The 17299-nt window shown below is 53.6% G+C and carries 19 protein-coding genes; 11 read left to right on the top strand and 8 right to left on the bottom strand.

The features are described 5' to 3' along the window. Positions 1 to 42 precede the first annotated feature (42 nt). The 5 genes from F3J37_RS20705 (at position 43) to cysE (ending at position 3152) form a co-directional block, all read left to right on the top strand. Positions 43 to 474, top strand: a complete 432-nt coding sequence (locus F3J37_RS20705; protein WP_034823789.1) for a rhodanese-like domain-containing protein — start codon at positions 43 to 45, stop codon at positions 472 to 474. A gap of 17 nt (positions 475 to 491) precedes the next feature. Then, on the top strand, positions 492 to 746 hold the full coding sequence (grxC, locus tag F3J37_RS20700; protein WP_007885328.1) for a glutaredoxin 3: 255 nt from the start codon (positions 492 to 494) through the stop codon (positions 744 to 746). A gap of 39 nt (positions 747 to 785) precedes the next feature. After that, positions 786 to 1250, top strand: coding sequence for a protein-export chaperone SecB (gene secB, locus F3J37_RS20695; protein ID WP_034823785.1), 465 nt, complete (start codon positions 786 to 788; stop codon positions 1248 to 1250). Further along, the gene (gpsA, locus tag F3J37_RS20690; RefSeq protein ID WP_166935427.1) at positions 1250 to 2269 is read left to right on the top strand and encodes an NAD(P)H-dependent glycerol-3-phosphate dehydrogenase; all 1020 of its coding nucleotides are present in this window, start codon (positions 1250 to 1252) and stop codon (positions 2267 to 2269) included. The genes secB and gpsA overlap by 1 nt, the downstream gene beginning before the upstream one ends. A gap of 67 nt (positions 2270 to 2336) precedes the next feature. Next, positions 2337 to 3152 carry a serine O-acetyltransferase gene (gene cysE / locus F3J37_RS20685; RefSeq protein WP_034823780.1) on the top strand — a complete coding sequence of 272 codons (816 nt, stop codon included), beginning with the start codon at positions 2337 to 2339 and terminating at the stop codon, positions 3150 to 3152. Here the strand turns inward: cysE and trmL are convergent. The 3 genes from trmL to cpxR are packed head-to-tail and all read right to left on the bottom strand — an operon-like array spanning position 3149 to position 5729. Continuing rightward, complete coding sequence (gene trmL / locus F3J37_RS20680) at positions 3149 to 3622, bottom strand: tRNA (uridine(34)/cytosine(34)/5-carboxymethylaminomethyluridine(34)-2'-O)-methyltransferase TrmL (RefSeq protein ID WP_058960119.1); 474 nt, start codon at positions 3620 to 3622, stop codon at positions 3149 to 3151. The two genes, cysE and trmL, sit on opposite strands and share 4 nt — an antisense overlap. Before the next feature lie 35 nt (positions 3623 to 3657). Then, the gene (gene cpxA, locus F3J37_RS20675) at positions 3658 to 5034 is read right to left on the bottom strand and encodes an envelope stress sensor histidine kinase CpxA (protein WP_034823776.1); all 1377 of its coding nucleotides are present in this window, start codon (positions 5032 to 5034) and stop codon (positions 3658 to 3660) included. Next, the gene (cpxR, locus tag F3J37_RS20670) at positions 5031 to 5729 is read right to left on the bottom strand and encodes an envelope stress response regulator transcription factor CpxR (RefSeq protein ID WP_034823774.1); all 699 of its coding nucleotides are present in this window, start codon (positions 5727 to 5729) and stop codon (positions 5031 to 5033) included. Before cpxR ends, cpxA begins: the two co-directional genes overlap by 4 nt. A gap of 150 nt (positions 5730 to 5879) precedes the next feature. On the opposite strand from cpxR, the gene cpxP reads away from it, so the two are divergent. The 5 genes from cpxP to F3J37_RS20645 all read left to right on the top strand — a co-directional run bounded on the left by cpxP (position 5880) and on the right by F3J37_RS20645 (position 10691). After that, a complete protein-coding gene (cpxP, locus tag F3J37_RS20665; RefSeq protein WP_034823772.1) occupies positions 5880 to 6392 on the top strand; it encodes a cell-envelope stress modulator CpxP in 513 nt (170 codons plus the stop codon). A 200-nt stretch (positions 6393 to 6592) separates the two neighbouring features. Beyond that, positions 6593 to 7495 (top strand): CDF family cation-efflux transporter FieF, encoded by a 903-nt coding sequence (fieF, locus tag F3J37_RS20660; RefSeq protein ID WP_034823770.1) that lies wholly within the window; start codon positions 6593 to 6595, stop codon positions 7493 to 7495. 207 nt (positions 7496 to 7702) lie between these two features. Next, the gene (gene pfkA / locus F3J37_RS20655) at positions 7703 to 8665 is read left to right on the top strand and encodes a 6-phosphofructokinase (RefSeq protein ID WP_034823768.1); all 963 of its coding nucleotides are present in this window, start codon (positions 7703 to 7705) and stop codon (positions 8663 to 8665) included. Positions 8666 to 8812: 147 nt separating this feature from the next. After that, on the top strand, positions 8813 to 9802 hold the full coding sequence (locus tag F3J37_RS20650; protein WP_034823765.1) for a sulfate ABC transporter substrate-binding protein: 990 nt from the start codon (positions 8813 to 8815) through the stop codon (positions 9800 to 9802). A gap of 130 nt (positions 9803 to 9932) precedes the next feature. Next, positions 9933 to 10691, top strand: coding sequence for a CDP-diacylglycerol diphosphatase (locus tag F3J37_RS20645; RefSeq protein ID WP_166935426.1), 759 nt, complete (start codon positions 9933 to 9935; stop codon positions 10689 to 10691). A gap of 163 nt (positions 10692 to 10854) precedes the next feature. On the opposite strand, the gene tpiA is transcribed toward F3J37_RS20645, so the two are convergent. The 3 genes from tpiA to fpr all read right to left on the bottom strand — a co-directional run bounded on the left by tpiA (position 10855) and on the right by fpr (position 13186). Next, positions 10855 to 11622, bottom strand: coding sequence for a triose-phosphate isomerase (tpiA, locus tag F3J37_RS20640; RefSeq protein ID WP_166935424.1), 768 nt, complete (start codon positions 11620 to 11622; stop codon positions 10855 to 10857). 120 nt (positions 11623 to 11742) lie between these two features. Next, positions 11743 to 12333 carry a YiiQ family protein gene (locus tag F3J37_RS20635; RefSeq protein ID WP_034823757.1) on the bottom strand — a complete coding sequence of 197 codons (591 nt, stop codon included), beginning with the start codon at positions 12331 to 12333 and terminating at the stop codon, positions 11743 to 11745. A 106-nt stretch (positions 12334 to 12439) separates the two neighbouring features. Next, positions 12440 to 13186, bottom strand: a complete 747-nt coding sequence (gene fpr, locus F3J37_RS20630) for a ferredoxin--NADP(+) reductase (protein ID WP_160868991.1) — start codon at positions 13184 to 13186, stop codon at positions 12440 to 12442. A 290-nt stretch (positions 13187 to 13476) separates the two neighbouring features. Between fpr and emrD the strand changes: the two genes are divergently transcribed. After that, positions 13477 to 14673, top strand: a complete 1197-nt coding sequence (gene emrD / locus F3J37_RS20625; protein WP_034823753.1) for a multidrug efflux MFS transporter EmrD — start codon at positions 13477 to 13479, stop codon at positions 14671 to 14673. Here the strand turns inward: emrD and glpX are convergent. Both glpX and glpK read right to left on the bottom strand, forming a co-directional pair. Then, the gene (gene glpX, locus F3J37_RS20620; RefSeq protein ID WP_166935422.1) at positions 14663 to 15673 is read right to left on the bottom strand and encodes a class II fructose-bisphosphatase; all 1011 of its coding nucleotides are present in this window, start codon (positions 15671 to 15673) and stop codon (positions 14663 to 14665) included. The genes emrD and glpX overlap by 11 nt on opposite strands. Before the next feature lie 96 nt (positions 15674 to 15769). Beyond that, positions 15770 to 17281 (bottom strand): glycerol kinase GlpK, encoded by a 1512-nt coding sequence (glpK, locus tag F3J37_RS20615; protein WP_058960112.1) that lies wholly within the window; start codon positions 17279 to 17281, stop codon positions 15770 to 15772. Between the last annotated feature and the right edge of the window lie 18 nt (positions 17282 to 17299).

The raw sequence follows: 17299 nt of genomic DNA, 5'->3' as shown, positions 1-17299 counted from the left end.
CTTGTTTTAGCTTATTAGCCCGGTCTGGAGTCGTTACCCCTCATGCAAGAAATTATGCAGTTTGCAAGCAATCACACCATCCTTAGTCTGGCATGGGTTGTTTTACTCGTTCTGGTGATTGTGACCACCGTTAAAGGAATGTTCTCTAAGGTAAAAACCATCAGCCGTGGTGAAGCAACCCACCTGATCAACAAAGAGGATGCGGTGGTTGTAGACGTGCGTTCGCGCGATGATTATCGCAAAGGGCACATTTCAGGTGCGGTGAATATTGCAGCGGCTGACATCAAAAAAGGGAGCTTTGCCGAACTGGAAAAGCACAAGTCCCAACCCATAATTGTGGTATGTGCCACTGGTCAGAGCGCGGGTGAGTCAGCCGCTAAATTGAGCGCTGAAGGTTTTGAAAAAGTCTCCGTGCTGAAAGATGGCGTGAGCGGCTGGAGTGGTGAGAATCTGCCGCTGGTACGCGGTAAATAATTCCCAGAGGTAACCGCATGGCTAATGTTGAGATTTACACCAAAGTCACATGCCCTTATTGCCATCGGGCAAAAGCATTGTTGGATCAGAAAGGCGTTTCGTTCCAGGAGATTCCTATTGATGGGAACGCGGCGAAGCGTGAAGAGATGATTCAGCGAAGCGGGCGTACGACAGTTCCACAGATTTTTATTGATGCGCAGCACATTGGTGGCTGTGACGATCTTTACGCGCTGGATGGGCGTCAGGGACTGGATCCCTTACTCCAGGCATAATTTTTCGGTCAGACAATTTAACTCACAGGATTTAGTAACATGTCAGAACATAGCACAAACGAAATGCAGTTCCAGATTCAACGTGTTTATACCAAAGACGTTTCTTACGAAGCGCCAAACGCGCCTCAGGTTTTCCAGAAAGAGTGGGAACCGGAAGTGAAACTGGATCTGGACACCGCTTCATCTCAGCTGGCTGATGAAGTCTATGAAGTTGTTCTGCGCGTTACCGTGACAGCAACCGTTGGCGAAGACACCGCATTCCTGTGCGAAGTTCAGCAGGCAGGTATCTTCACTATCGGCGGTATCGAAGGCACTCAGATGGCACATTGCCTCGGTGCATACTGCCCGAACATTCTGTTCCCGTATGCACGTGAATGCATCACCAGCCTCGTGTCTCGTGGTACTTTCCCGCAGCTCAATCTGGCGCCAGTTAACTTTGATGCCCTGTTCATGAACTATCTGCAGCAGCAAGGTGAAGGCGAAGCGCCACGTCAGGATGCCTGATGACTACCCTCAACGCTTCGATTAGCGTCATCGGTGCCGGCTCGTACGGCACCGCATTGGCCATTACGTTGGCTCGTAACGGCCATCCGGTTCTGCTTTGGGGCCACAATCCGCACAGTGTGGCACAGCTCCAGGCTGACCGATGTAATGCCGCTTTCCTGCCTGATGTACCTTTCCCTGACAATCTTGTTCCTGAAGCCGATTTGGCAACGGTGGTGAGTGCCAGTCGTGACCTGTTGGTGGTGGTGCCCAGCCACGTGTTTGGTGATGTTCTCACCCAACTGAAGCCGCATCTCCGTGCAGATTCCCGAATTGTCTGGGCAACCAAAGGCCTCGAAAAAGAAACTGGCCGGCTTTTGCAGGATGTTGCGCGTGAAATCCTCGGCGATCAAATTCCGCTGGCCGTGATTTCCGGCCCAACTTTTGCGAAAGAGCTTGCTGCGGGCCTGCCTACAGCGATAGCGCTGGCTGCCACTGACGCACAGTTCGCTGAGGATCTGCAGCAAAAACTGCATTGCGGTAAAAGCTTCCGCGTGTACAACAATCCAGACTTCATCGGCGTGCAACTGGGTGGCGCGGTGAAAAACGTGATTGCGATTGGTGCCGGTATTTCTGATGGCATCGGTTTTGGTGCCAACGCACGTACCGCGTTAATCACACGTGGATTAACGGAGATGAGCCGCCTCGGTGCTGCACTGGGTGCCGATCCCACTACCTTTATGGGCATGGCGGGGCTGGGCGATTTAGTGCTGACCTGTACCGATAATCAATCCCGCAATCGTCGTTTTGGCATGATGCTGGGACAAGGCGAGAGCGTTGATGAGGCGCAGCGCATTATCGGACAAGTTGTAGAAGGGTACCGAAACACCAAAGAAGTCAAAGCATTGGCGGCGAGAATGGGTGTTGAAATGCCGATAACCGAGCAGATTTATCAGGTACTGTATTGCGAAAAATCGGCGCGAGAGGCAGCATTGAGTTTACTTGGCCGTGCAAGGAAGGACGAAAACAGCCAAAGCTGAAGCAGGATGCTCAGCTAAATCACCTGCAGCGCCTCTCAGGCGCTTTTTTTATCGGGAGCACAGAGCAATGTCGTCAGAAGAGTTAGAACTGGTCTGGAACAACATCAAAGCTGAAGCCAGAGCGCTGGCTGATTGTGAACCCATGCTGGCCAGCTTTTATCACGCGACTTTGCTCAAGCACGAAAATCTTGGCAGCGCACTAAGCTACATGCTGGCGAACAAACTTGCCAACCCGATCATGCCAGCCATTGCGGTACGCGAAATCGTTGAGGAAGCGTATCGCGAAGATCCAGAGATGATTGTCTCTGCAGCTTACGATATTCAAGCCGTGCGCCAGCGCGATCCTGCCGTTGATAAGTATTCAACGCCATTGCTGTATCTGAAAGGCTTCCATGCATTACAGGCTTATCGCATCGGCCACTGGCTCTGGAAAGAGGGCCGCCGCGCGTTAGCCGTCTATTTGCAGAACGAAATCTCCGTCTCCTTTGCAGTGGATATCCACCCGGCAGCCCGTATTGGTCGCGGCATCATGCTCGATCATGCTACCGGTATCGTGATTGGTGAAACCGCTGTAGTGGAAAATGACGTGTCGATTTTGCAGTCGGTCACGCTAGGCGGTACCGGAAAAACCAGCGGCGATCGCCATCCGAAAATCCGTGAAGGTGTGATGATTGGCGCCGGTGCCAAGATTCTCGGTAACATTGAAGTGGGGCGCGGCGCGAAAATTGGTGCGGGTTCGGTGGTACTACAACCGGTGCCGCCGCATACCACGGCAGCCGGTGTACCTGCGCGTATCGTTGGCAAACCCACCAGTGATAAACCTTCGATGGATATGGACCAACTCTTCAACGGCGCGGGCTTCGAGTACGGCGACGGAATTTAGCTCTTGATCAGTGCGCCAGCATAATCAAGCTGGCGCCACGCTTCATAAACCACCACAGATACCGCATTCGACAGATTCATACTGCGACTTTCAGCCATCATTGGGATGCGGATCTTCTGCTCTGCTGGCAGCGCGTTCAGTATCTCTGCCGGCAAACCACGGCTCTCAGGTCCAAACAATAAATAATCCCCTTTCTGATAGCTCACAGCGCTGTGGGCAGGTGTGCCTTTGGTGGTGAGTGCAAACAGACGCTGTGGTGCTTCAGACTCGATAAACGCAGTGTAATTGGCGTGTTTTTTGAGTGAGGTGTATTCGTGATAATCGAGCCCGGCGCGGCGCAGGCGCTTGTCATCCCAGGCAAAGCCCAGCGGCTCAATCAGATGCAATTGGAAGCCTGTATTGGCACACAAGCGGATGATATTGCCCGTATTTGGCGGAATTTCTGGTTCAAATAAAACGATGTTCAGCATAAGGCCCCCGGAAACGAGGGCCGAAGCATAGCAAATTATTGACGAGCGGAGTACAGCGGCAACCAGAGTGTAAGGCGCAGCCCCCCTAATGGGCTGTCATCGGCTTTCACCCAACCGCGATGCTGTTGCACGGCTGTTTCCACAATCGCCAGTCCGAGACCGGTGCCACCAGATTCACGGTCGCGTGCTTCATCAGTGCGATAGAAGGGGCGGAAAATCTGCTCGCGATCTTCAGCGCTGACGCCTGGGCCATCGTCATCAACGTGAACGGTAATACCCTGAATATCCACCGAGAAACTCACGCTGATATGCGTGTGGGAATAACGCAGCGCATTACGCACGATGTTTTCCAGTGCGCTCTCCAGGGCATGCGGGTTGCCGTACAGTGGCCACGGACCAGGCGGATACGGCACATCCATGGTTTTACCCATCTGCTCGGCTTCAAATTTGGCATCTTCCAGTACACCGTTCCACAGCTGGTTCGCCTTCATCGCTTCACTGACTAAGGCATTTTTATGCTGAGTGCGTGAGAGCACCAGCAAATCGTTAATCATGCCATCAAGCCGCTGGGCTTCCGTTTCGATACGCTGAAGTTCTTTACCTTCACCATTGCGACGGCGCAGTAGGGCGGTAGCCAACTGCAAACGTGTCAGTGGCGTGCGCAATTCATGACTGATATCGGATAACAAACGCTGCTGTGCGGTCATCATGCGTTCAAGTGCGCTCACCATTTGGTTGAAACTTGAACCTGCTGCCAGGAATTCCTGTGGACCGGATTCCAGTTCAGGATGCTGGCGTAAGTTTCCGCTCGCCACTTCATCGGCAGCATGTTTCAGTTTGCGCGCTGGACGCGCCAGGCTCCACGCCAGCCATAACAGCAGTGGCGAGCTAATCAGCATGGTGACAATCAGCAGCAATAACGGACGGTCAAACAGTAGATTGACGAAGTCCAGTTGAGAACTGGTGGCGGGGCGGATCAGGTAGAGCTGATAGTTATCTTCACCATCCTGCACGGCGAACGGGCCCACCATTTCCACACGACCATACTTTTTCTTCTGCGGATGATCGGCATTATCAGACTGGCCGATAAAGTTACGAATCACCTGCATTTCATTATGCTGCGCCCCGATCACCCGGCCTTCGCTGGTCACCAATAACAAGCGTTGGCCGGGTGGGGCCCATTTGTCGATGGCGCGAAAGAGCCTGCGCCACCACATCAGGTCGTTAGGGGGATCTTGCGATAACTCAGCTTCAACATGCTGTTCAATCATGGTGCCCTGTCGTTGCTCACTTTCCAGCAGTGCAGTCATCTGGCGTGAGTCGAGTTTGGGCACCATCAAAACCAGCATCAACACCAGCGCCAGGGTGAGCCAGAAAATGGCGAAGATGCGGGTGGTCAAACTTCCAATCATGATGCCGAAACCATCAGATAGCCGCGTCCGCGTAGCGTTTTAAACCACGGATGACCATCACGACGTTCCGGCAATTTACGACGCAGGTTTGAAATGTGCATATCAATCGCGCGGTCAAACGGCGTCAGGCGTTTACCCAGCACTTCCTGACTGAGGTGCTCACGCGACACGACCTGACCTAAGTGCTGTGCCAGCAAATAGAGCAGAGTGAATTCCGTGCCCGTCAGATCCAGCGTTTCACTATCGAAGCTGGCTTCCTGGCGGCCTGGGTTGAGGCGCAGGCAATCCACTTCCAGCGTGGGTGAACTATTGTCATGCTGCTGTTGTTGTTCGCTCCAGTTTGAACGGCGCAAAATAGCCCGAATACGCGCCACCAGTTCACGGTCATTAAACGGTTTTGGCAGATAGTCATCCGCGCCCAGCTCAAGGCCAAGAACACGATCCAACTCACTACCACGAGCGGTCAGCATAATGACCGGAGTTTGGTGCTGTTGTCGTAATTCTTTCAACGTATCAATACCGTTCTTCTTCGGCATCATGACGTCGAGTAATAACAAGTCAACGCTGTTATCCAGCAGGTTAAGCGCCTGCTCACCATCGCTGGCGACAATCACCTCAAAACCTTCCATCTCAAGCAGTTCTTTAAGCAGCGAAGTTAATTCGCGGTCGTCATCAACCAACAGGATTTTATTCATTTTTTGTTGCCCTCCGCAGGCAAAATACCGTGTTCCTTGACTTGCAATCCAACGCTTTACGTAGTTTTACACCCCCTGACGGATGTTTGCAGCTATCGCCGTACACTAGCTCTCGTTGAATCGCAAAACGGAACGAACTGGGAGTAAACGATGCGCTACTTAACCGCCGTCGTCATTGCCTCAGCGATGGTTCTCAGTCACGCCAGCGCAGAAGCAGCAGACACGACGACGATTGACGAGATGCATCATAACGGCGGATTGACGACAGGCAGTATGACGCAAAATCCGCAAAGCCACATGTTCGATGGCATTGAGCTGACTGAACAACAGCGGCAACAGATGCGAGACCTGATGCAGCAAGCACGACATGAGCGCCCGGCTATGAGCGTTCAGGATATTGAAACTATGCATGACCTTGTCATTGCAGACAAATTTAACGAATCGGCTATCCGACAGCAGGCAGAGAAACAAGCCCGCGCGCAGATAGAACTGCAAGTTGAGATGGCTCGGGTTCGCAACCAGATGTATCACCTGCTAACGCCTGCACAGCAAGCGACATTGCAGAAGAATTATGAGCGGCGACTTAACGATATGCGTCAGCTCTCCGGATTGCAGCCATCATCACCGCTGCATGCAGTGAGTAGTACCAGCAGTAACCAGTAACATAGTATCCCTGTTTTCCTTGCCATAGACACCATCCCTGTCTTCCCCCGCATGATGCGGGGGTTTTTTTTATCTGCCAATCCTGTGCTGCATCATCATCTTAATATTCAATTCACGCAGCTTACGCTTGCCGATGATAAACTTGAGCCATTATGTGACTAAAGGCGTTGCGCTGAGCAGACGCTTCTATGAGGCATGGCATGGATCCCTCCTACGCGAAACTCGTCAACCGCGCGGCGCTGGCGGCAACGACGCTGGCGACATTACTGTTGATCGTAAAAATTTTTGCCTGGTGGTTGACCGGCTCAGTCAGTATGTTGGCCGCCCTTGTCGATTCACTGGTGGATATCGCTGCATCGCTCACAAATTTACTGGTGGTGCGCTATTCACTCCAGCCTGCGGACGCTGATCACACCTTCGGCCACGGTAAAGCGGAGTCGCTTGCCGCACTGGCACAAAGCATGTTTATTTCCGGCTCGGCACTGTTTTTATTTCTCACGGGTATTCAGCATCTGGCCTCACCCAATATATTACGTGCGCCGCTGGTCGGTATCGTCGTCACTGTGGTCGCCCTTTTATCCACCCTGTTACTGGTGACTTTCCAGCGCTGGGTGGTGCGTCGGACACGCAGCCAGGCGATACGTGCGGATATGCTGCACTATCAATCTGACGTGGTGATGAACGGCGCGATCCTGGTGGCTTTGGTGTTAAGCAGCTATGGTTTTGTCCGGGCAGATGCGCTCTTTGCGCTGGGGATTGGGGTGTACATCCTCTATAACGCTTTGCGCATGGGTTATGAAGCGGTGCAATCTTTGCTGGACCGCGCATTGCCGGAAGAAGAGAAGCAGGCGATTATCGATTTGGTTAGCGACTGGCCAGGTGTGCGCGGTGCCCATGCACTGCGTACGCGTCAATCCGGGCCAACCCGTTTTATCCAGCTTCATCTGGAAATGGATGACCACCTGCCGCTGGTGCAGGCGCATCAGGTAGCGGATCAGATCGAGCAAGCACTCCGGCTTAAGTTTCCCGGTTCGGATGTTATCATCCATCAGGATCCCTGTTCGGTGGTGCCTGAAAATCAGCAAGGCTTTTTCCAGTTTTAGCGTTTAAATATCATGGCGTTGCGTTATAAAAATGACGTAACGCTAACAACTCTGTAAAAAAATAGCGAAAACTTGTCTGACCTGAATCAATTCAGCATCAAGCCTTTGATATACTATCTGCAACTATTAAGCCGCACGATCGTGAGCGGGTTTACACCGGTCGGCAGGCAGGAATAATCCTTAGTTTTGAACAATCCAGAGGTTGTCATGATCAAAAAAATCGGAGTACTGACCAGCGGCGGTGACGCCCCAGGCATGAACGCAGCCATCCGCGGAGTTGTCCGTTCCGCGCTGAGTGAAGGCCTTGAAGTTTTTGGTATCTACGACGGCTATCTGGGATTGTATGAAGACCGTATGATCAACCTCGACCGTTACAGCGTGTCCGACATGATCAACCGTGGCGGCACTTTCCTCGGTTCTGCGCGCTTCCCGGATTTCCGTAATGAGGAAGTTCGTCAGGTTGCCATTGAGAACATGAAGAAGCGCGGCATTGACGCGCTGGTGGTCATTGGCGGTGATGGTTCTTATATGGGCGCTAAGCGCCTGACCGAAATGGGCTTCCCATGTATTGGCCTGCCAGGCACTATCGATAATGACGTTGCCGGTACCGACTACACCATCGGTTACTTCACTGCACTGGAAACCGTGGTTGAAGCGATTGACCGTCTGCGCGATACCTCTTCTTCGCATCAGCGCATCTCCATTGTTGAAGTGATGGGTCGTTACTGCGGCGATCTGACTCTGGCTGCTTCCATCGCCGGCGGTTGTGAATTCATCGTGCTGCCGGAAATTCCTTATACCCGTGAAGAACTGGTCGAAGAGATCAAAGCGGGTATCGCCAAAGGTAAAAAACACGCCATTGTGGCCATTACCGAACACATCTGTGATATCGACGATTTGGCGCATTACATCGAAGCAGAAACCAAACGCGAAACACGTGCAACTGTGCTTGGGCATATTCAGCGTGGCGGTGCGCCATGCGCTTACGACCGTATCCTGGCGTCACGTATGGGTGCTTACTCCATCGAACTGCTGTTACAGGGCTACGGCGGACGTTGTGTCGGTATTCAGAATGAGAAGATGGTGCATCACGACATCATTGACGCGATTGAAAACATGAAGCGCCCATTCAAGCGCGACTGGCTGGATACGGCGAAAAAACTCTACTAATCAAACTAAATCAGGGCGCGGCCTCCACCGTGCCCTTTTTTATTCCCCCTTATATTCCCTACAGTTATAACCACTTATTTTTAATTCTTTAATCATTGAATTGGTTTATGTCAGTCTTGTTCTATAACGACCTCGGGAGAGCAAGCAATGAACAAGTGGAGTATTGGTGTCACCCTGTTACTGGCTTCCACCAGTGTTTTGGCAAAGGATATCCAGCTGTTAAACGTTTCTTACGATCCAACGCGTGAGCTGTATGAGCAGTACAACAAAGCGTTTAGCGCACACTACAAGCAGGAAACGGGCGACAATGTGGTGATCCGTCAGTCTCATGGCGGTTCAGGGAAGCAGGCGACCTCTGTGATCAACGGCATTCGTGCTGATGTCGTGACCCTGGCGCTGCAGTCTGACGTGGATGCTATTGCTGACCGTGGTCGGATCGATAAGAACTGGATTAAGCGTCTGCCAGACAACTCCGCCCCTTATACTTCCACCATCGTGTTCCTGGTCCGTAAGGGCAACCCGAAGGGCATTCATGACTGGAACGATTTAATTAAACCCGGCGTATCGGTGATCACCCCGAACCCGAAAACCTCAGGTGGCGCACGCTGGAACTATCTGGCCGCATGGGGCTGGGCACTGGATCAAAACAACGGTGACCAGGCCAAAGCGCTGGCGTATGTGAAGGCGCTGTTCAAGAACGTAGAAGTGCAGGATTCGGGTGCACGTGGCGCGACCAACACCTTCGTAGAACGTGGCATAGGCGATGTGCTGATTGCCTGGGAAAACGAAGCGTATCTGGCAGTGAACAAGCTGGGTAAAGACAAGTTCGAAATCGTCACGCCAAGCGAATCGATTCTGGCAGAACCAACCGTTTCGGTGGTCGATAAGGTGGTGGATGAGCAGGGCACGCGTAAAGTGGCCGAAGATTACCTGAAGTATCTCTACTCACCAGAAGGCCAGACCATCGCAGCGGAAAACTTTTATCGTCCACGCGATCCTGAAGTCGCGAAAAAGTTTGCCAGCACCTTTGCGCCGGTGAAACTGTTCACTATCGACAGCAAGTTCGGTGGCTGGACGCAAGCGCAGAAAGCGCACTTCGCTGATGGTGGCAGTTACGATCAGGTCATGAAACCGTAATCGTCATCGCATCAAACTGAAACGGTCAGCCTGATGCTGGCCGTTTTGCATTACACAGCAGTAAAAGTCCGTGACATTGCCCAGACGGCAGGCGAGGATGCTGGCAGGTGATGAACAGAGGAATTCGGCCATGCAGGGAAGTCGTCGCACCCTGAAGTTGCTAACCGTTTTACTGCTGGTGCTGATTGTCGGACTGATCGTCAGCGCCTTCCATTTCCAGAAAAACTCCAATGCCCTCTGGCAGATCATCAGTGAAAAGTGCGTGCCCAATCTGGCGAAGAGTGGCAATCCCGCCCCTTGTCAGCAAGTGAATACGGCACAGGGTTATGTCACGCTGAAAGACCTCAACGGTCCACTGCAGTATTTACTGATGCCGATTGAAAAAATCACTGGCATGGAAAGCCCGATTATTCTCGAACCCACCACGCCCAATCTGTTTGCCGCCGCCTGGCTGCAGCGCAGTCTGTTGGCCAAAAAACGCGGTGCACTGATTGACGATAGCGCGCTGTCGCTGGCGATTAATGCGCAGTATGGCCGTACACAGAATCAACTGCACATCCATATCTCCTGTCTGCGTCCTGATGTGCGTCAGCGGCTTGATGCGTTAAGCCCTAAGCTCAACGAGCAGTGGCAGCCAGCCACGCTGCGTAAACATCGCTATTTGATTCGCACACTGTCGACGGCTGAACTGGCGCAGCAAAGTGTCTTTATTCGTCTGGCGACTGAAGTGCCTAATGCGCGCAGCGAGATGGGAAAATATGGGATGGCACTGGCGGAATTACCGGATGGGCGCTTAGCGTTGCTGGCGCTGGAACGTAACTGGTTAATGCTAAACAGCGGTTCTGCGGAGGAGTTGCAGGACCACCAATGCCAGATTTTGAACCATTAACCATGGCTTCCAATATAAAGCTTCAATGAAACGTATAAGCACGCTGGGGGGTTCCAGAACTGTTTCATCACATCTTCCTCAGTGTATGAGTTACATGTCTCAGTACGAATCTCTGGCAATAAAAAAGGCGGCTCATCAGCCGCCTTGTTCCACACCGAAAAACTTAGGCGTTTTTCGCTGCTGCAGCTGCTTTCACGATCACTGCGAACGCATCGGCTTTCAGTGAAGCACCGCCAACCAGCGCGCCATCGATATCTGGCTGGGTGAACAGTTCTGCGGCATTTTTGTCGTTAACAGAACCGCCGTACTGAATGATAACCTGCTGAGCAATCGCCGCATCTTTCTTCGCGATATGGTCACGAATGAATTTGTGCACGGCCTGGGCCTGCGCAGGTGTAGCGGATTTGCCGGTACCGATCGCCCAGACTGGCTCATAAGCGATAACCACGCCTTCGAACGCAGCCGCACCCTGAGTTTCCAGCACGGCGTCGATCTGACGTGCGCACACTTCTTCAGTCTTGCCCGCTTCGTTCTCTGCATCGGTTTCACCGATGCACAGGACTGGCACCAGGCCGGCTGCTTTCAGCACAGCAAATTTCTTCGCGATGAACTCGTCGCTTTCTTTGTGGTAAGTACGACGCTCAGAGTGGCCGATGATGATGTATTTCGCGCCGACATCTTTCAGCATTTCTGCGGAGGTTTCACCGGTGAATGCGCCAGACAGGTTAACGTCAACGTTCTGTGCACCCAGTGCAATGTGGCTGCCGGAGACGGCGTGTTTTGCCAGGTCAAGATAGAGAGTGGGTGGAGCAATTGCTACGCCACAACCTTCAACACCAGACAGCTCTTTGCGCAGACCTTCAATCAGCTCGCCTGCCATGTGCTTGCTGCCATTCAGTTTCCAGTTACCCATAACCAGTGGATGTCGCATTCTTTCCTCCGCATAACGCGATTCATGAAATAGCGCTGCCATCGGGCAGCGATGTCTGCCAGACAGTATAGAGATCAAACGTGTCGCTGGCTTTGCTTTTCGTCATTTTTGCCGCGGTGATCAAGGGGTCGCGAGTGCCAGTTTTATTGGCTCAACCGCGAAGGTTAATCCCTTGTCACCGTTATCCGCGACCACAAAACGCAATGCGCCTTCAGTACTGGCAAAATAGCGTGCGCCTTTGCCTGCGCTGAGCAGTGCATCAAGCTTTTTGCGTCCATCTGCAGGCGATAAACCTGGGACAAAAAATCGCAATAATGCTGTCATGTAATCCATCGCACGTGCCTGCGCGGCTTTCATATCCGGGCCGGGAACCGGTAGCCAGGTAATTTGCAGCGTTTTGATTTTTCCGGTGCCCTGCTCCAGCGCGGTAGAAGCATAGAGTGTTTCATTGATCTTGCTGGCGGCGCGCGTCAGGTTGCTTTTATCGTCTCGATTATCAATCGCACGATATTCCTGCAACGGCAGGTCCGGATTCGTTGCGTTGTACTTCTCGCGGAACTGCGCGATGGTCATATCGAAGGTGGGGGCACCTGCCAATAGATAAGGGGCGGCAGGCAGGTGATCGCTTCGATCCTGCGGTGTCGCATCCTCCGCCCAGGCGGGAAATGTCAGCGCGACGCTCAAGAGCAGCGCGACTGGCAGGTTCTTCATTGCTTCGGCCCTAAATCATTCACTTAGCCCACGATTAGAACGGTTTTTACCGACCAAAGTCAAAACCCGCACAGGGAAAAGTCTGACATTCTTCACACCACACGGATTACCAGTAATGCTCGCTGGTCATATGGCCGGGTTTGCGTTTGAAATGTTTACGCATCTCACGCGTATCTTTCAGCAATTGCTGGGTATCGCGCACCATTTGCGGGTTACCACACAGCATCACGTGGCTGGTGTCAGCGGTCATCGGCAAACCCACCGCACGTTCAAGTTCACCGCTCTCAATGAGCTGCGGTACACGACCGTGCAGTGAACCGGCGATCTCTTCGCGACTCACCACCGTCTGAATATGCAATTTGCCCTGATAACGCTGTTGCAGCTGCTGCATCAACGGCAGGAAGCTCAGGTCATCGGCGAAACGTGCCGCATGCACCAGCACAATGTTATCAAAGCGTTCCAGATCTTCGCCCTGTTGCAGAATCGATAAATAAGGACCGATCGCCGTGCCAGTGGCCAGCATCCAAAGCGTGCTGCAGTCGGGAATTTCATTGAGTACAAAGAATCCGGCGGCTTCTTTGGTCACCATCACCTGATCGCCAGGCTGCAATGCCTGCAAACGTGGACTGAGCTTACCCTCTGGCACCGTGACCAGATAGAACTCCAGTAAGGGATCGCGCGGTGCATTCACATATGAATAGGCGCGTTGCACGCGTTCACCATCAATTTCCAGCGCCAGCTTGGCAAACTGCCCGGCGGTAAAGGTATCAATCGGCGCGGTAACGCGCAGGCTGAACAGTGCATCGGTCCAGTTTTTCACTTCTTTCACTTCCGCATTGATCCACTCTGCCATGATCGCTCCTTATTATTGATTATTCAGGCGTGTCACTATCATCGTCAGCCCTCTCACAGATTTCCAGCCCGGCGGAGAGTAAAGGGCTCTCAGCGACAAATCATGCGCACTCCACATCAACTGTAGCGGTCGGGTTACGACCCGGTACGTAATCTTGACACCACGGCGTCAGTCGCTTTGCGCTCACCTCTCGATTTGTCACGCAATCCTGATATTTTTGCCGCCATTAATCGCCAGCAGCCTTTTTTAGTGCTGCTTTTATTTTGTTTCTCAGGCAGACATTTTGTTCCATGTTGAAGAATAAAACACAAAACCGCTTCCTGTTATTCATGCTGATCGTGCTGGTGGCGGTCGGACAGATGGCGCAAACCATCTATGTGCCGGCGATGGCGAACATGGCCGAAGCCCTGAACGTACGCAGTGGCAGCATGCAGCAGGTCATGGCCGCTTATTTGATGACCTATGGTGGATCACAACTGATCTATGGTCCGTTGTCAGACAGCTTTGGCCGTCGTCCGGTGATCCTTATCGGTATGACGATCTTTGCCGTGGGGGCATTGATCGCCATGTTTGCGCCATCACTGCAGATTTTGGTGCTGGGCAGCGCGGTGCAGGGGTTGGGTACTGGCGTCGCGGGGGTGATGGCACGCACTATGCCGCGCGATCTCTATTCCGGTATCGCCCTGCGCCAGGCCAATAGTCTGCTGAATATGGGAATTCTGGTGAGCCCGCTGCTGGCACCGGTGATTGGCGCGCTACTGACGCACCTGTTTGGCTGGCACGCTTGTTTTGCCTTTCTGCTGTTGCTGTGCGTCGGCGTCACAGCTTCCATGGCGCGCTGGCTACCCGAAACGCGTCCCGTGGATACGCCTGCCACACCATTTCTGCGCCGTTATGCCACCTTGCTTAGCGACGGGAATTTTGTCCGCTATCTGCTGCTGCTGGTGGGCGCATTGGCAGGCATCGCAGTGTTTGAAGCCAGCTGTGGCGTGTTGATGGGTGGCGTGCTCGGTCTGGATGGCATCACGGTCAGCATCTTGTTTATCCTGCCGATCCCGGCCGCTTTTTTTGGTGCGTGGTTTGCCGGACGCGAGCAGAAGTCCTGGCATACGCTGATGTGGTACGGCGTGAACAGTTGCTTGCTGGCGGGTCTGCTGATGTGGATTCCGGCATGGTTCGGCATCATGAATATCTGGACACTGCTGGTGCCTGCCGCGCTGTTCTTCTTTGGGGCCGGGATGCTGTTCCCATTGGCAACGTCCGGCGCAATGGAGCCGTATGCATGGTTAGCGGGAAGTGCGGGTGCGCTGATTGGTGGCATACAGAATTTGGGCTCTGGCGTAATTGCCTGGCTGTCGGCGCTACTGCCGCAGCACGATCAGTCGAGCCTCGGGATGCTGATGTTTGTCACGTCGCTGGTGATGCTACTGTGCTGGTGGCCGCTCTCACGTCATCCGGAGAGCGGCAAGCAGGCGATTACAGGATAAACTGATGCAGCGCCGCGTCTTTACGATCCAGATAATGGATCGACTGGATGCGGCGGATGGTGCGTGATTTACCGCGCACCAGCAGGGTTTCGCTGGTAGCGATGTTGCCTTTGCGCGTAATGCCTTTCAGCAGGTCACCGGTGGTGATGCCGGTGGCGGCGAAAATCACGTTATCGTTACGCGCCATCTCTTCCAGCTTCAGGATTTCCCCGGCTTTAATGCCCATCTCAGCACAACGTTGCAGCTCCTGCTCGCCCAAACGACGGTTCTCTTCACTGTCGCCTTTGACGTCGTGGCGCGCCAATAGGCGAGCCTGCATGTCGCCATCCATTGCACGGATCACTGCAGCGGACACCACACCTTCTGGCGCACCGCCGATACCGTAAAGCACATCCACTTCGCTGTCAGGCATGCAGGTCAAAATCGAGGCCGCAACATCACCATCCGGGAAGGCAAACACACGCACGCCGAGCTGCTGGAGCTGAGCGATCACCGCGTCATGGCGCGGCTTAGCCAGAATCGACACGGTCAGCTGGCTGAGGGGTTTATCCAGAGCGATGGCGATGTTCTTCAGATTGGCTTCGAGCGGCAGGTTGAGATCGATAGCACCGCGCGCGCCGGGCCCGACAATCAGTTTTTCCATGTACATATCAGGTGCGTGCAGGAAGCTACCTTTATCGCCCACGGCTAATACTGCCAGTGCGTTGGCCTGACCCATCGCCGTCATGCGTGTGCCTTCGATAGGATCGACAGCGATATCCACCGCATCCCCAAGGCCGGTACCGACTTTTTCACCGATATAGAGCATCGGCGCTTCGTCGATTTCGCCTTCGCCAATCACAATCTGACCGTCGATATCAATGGTATTGAGCATAATGCGCATAGCGTGGACGGCTGCACCGTCGGCCGCATTTTTATCGCCGCGTCCTAACCAGTGATAGCCCGCTAATGCAGCGGCTTCGGTCACACGGGAAAATTCAATCGCGAGTTCTCGTTTCATGGTTGCACCTGATAAAAAACAGGCAGGCAGTGTAACACGGAGGGGAAAGCAGGGCGGGGAGAAAAACCCGCGGCAGGGTGCCGCGGGTCAAAGGTATTACTCAGCGTCTTCCCACGCTTGCGCACGCGCCACGGCTTTCTTCCAGCCTGCATAGCGCACGTTGCGTTCGGTGGTTTCGATGCTTGGGCGGAACTCACGTTCAACGACCGCTTTCGCACGTACTTCCTCCAGATCGCTCCAGAAGCCCACCGCCAGGCCAGCAAGGTAAGCTGCACCCAGCGCGGTCACTTCACGTACTTCCGGACGCTCAACGCGCGTACCGAGAATGTCTGACTGGAACTGCATCAGGAAGTTGTTGGCGACCGCACCACCGTCCACGCGCAGAGATTGCAGACGGGTGCCCGCATCGTTCTGCATCGCTTCCAGGACGTCACGTGTCTGATAAGCAATCGATTCCAGCGTTGCACGGATGATGTGATTTGCGTTGGCACCACGGGTCAGACCGAAGATGGCGCCACGGGCATACGGATCCCAGTAAGGCGCACCCAGACCGGTAAACGCAGGCACCATGTAGACGCCGTTGGTGTCCTTCACTTTCAGCGCGAAGTATTCAGAGTCCGTTGAATCACTGATCAGCTTCATCTCATCACGCAGCCACTGAATGGAGGCACCGCCGATGAACACCGCACCTTCCAGTGCGTAGTTCACTTCACCACGCGGGCCGCAAGCAATGGTAGTCAGCAGACCGTGCGTTGAAGTCACGGCTTCGGTGCCGGTGTTCATCAACATGAAGCAGCCGGTACCGTAGGTGTTTTTCGCCATACCCGGTTGTACGCACAGTTGGCCGTACAGGGCTGCCTGTTGGTCACCTGCAATACCCGCGATTGGAATACGCGTACCGCCTTTACCCCCGATGTTGGTCTGGCCGTAGATTTCAGAAGAGCCTTTCACTTCCGGCAGCATTTCGCGCGGAATATCGAGGATCTCCAGCATACGCTCATCCCACTCCAGCTTGTGGATGTTGTACATCATGGTACGAGAGGCGTTGGTGTGGTCGGTGATGTGCACACGCCCCTGGGTCATTTTCCATACCAGCCAGGTATCAACGGTACCAAACAGCAGCTCGCCACGTTTTGCACGCTCGCGCGCACCTTCAACGTTGTCGAGGATCCACTTCACTTTGGTGCCTGAGAAGTAAGGGTTAATCACCAGACCGGTGGTATGCTGGATGTACTCTTCCAGACCCTCTTTCTTTAGCTTGTTACAGTAGTCCGCTGTACGTGGATCCTGCCAGACGATGGCGTTATAGATCGGCTTACCGGTCTCTTTATCCCACACGATGGCAGTTTCACGTTGGTTGGTGATACCAATCGCGGCAATCTCATCAGAACGGATGTCGGCATGGGCCAGCACTTCGACCAGCGTTGAGCTTTGTGACGCCCAGATGTCCATTGGGTCGTGTTCTACCCAGCCCGCTTTCGGGTAAATCTGGGTGAATTCGCGCTGCGAGACGGCGACGATGTTCGCGTCATGATCGAGTACCACGGCACGCGAGCTGGTCGTGCCCTGATCGAGCGCGAGAATGTATTTTTTATCAGTCGTAGTCATTTTATTTTCCTGATGATT

Source organism: Candidatus Pantoea communis (assembly GCF_011752685.1).
GTDB classification, from domain to species: Bacteria; Pseudomonadota; Gammaproteobacteria; order Enterobacterales; family Enterobacteriaceae; genus Pantoea; species Pantoea communis.
The sequence above is the reverse complement of the archived record's forward strand: the minus strand, read 5'-3'. Positions and strand labels throughout refer to the sequence as shown.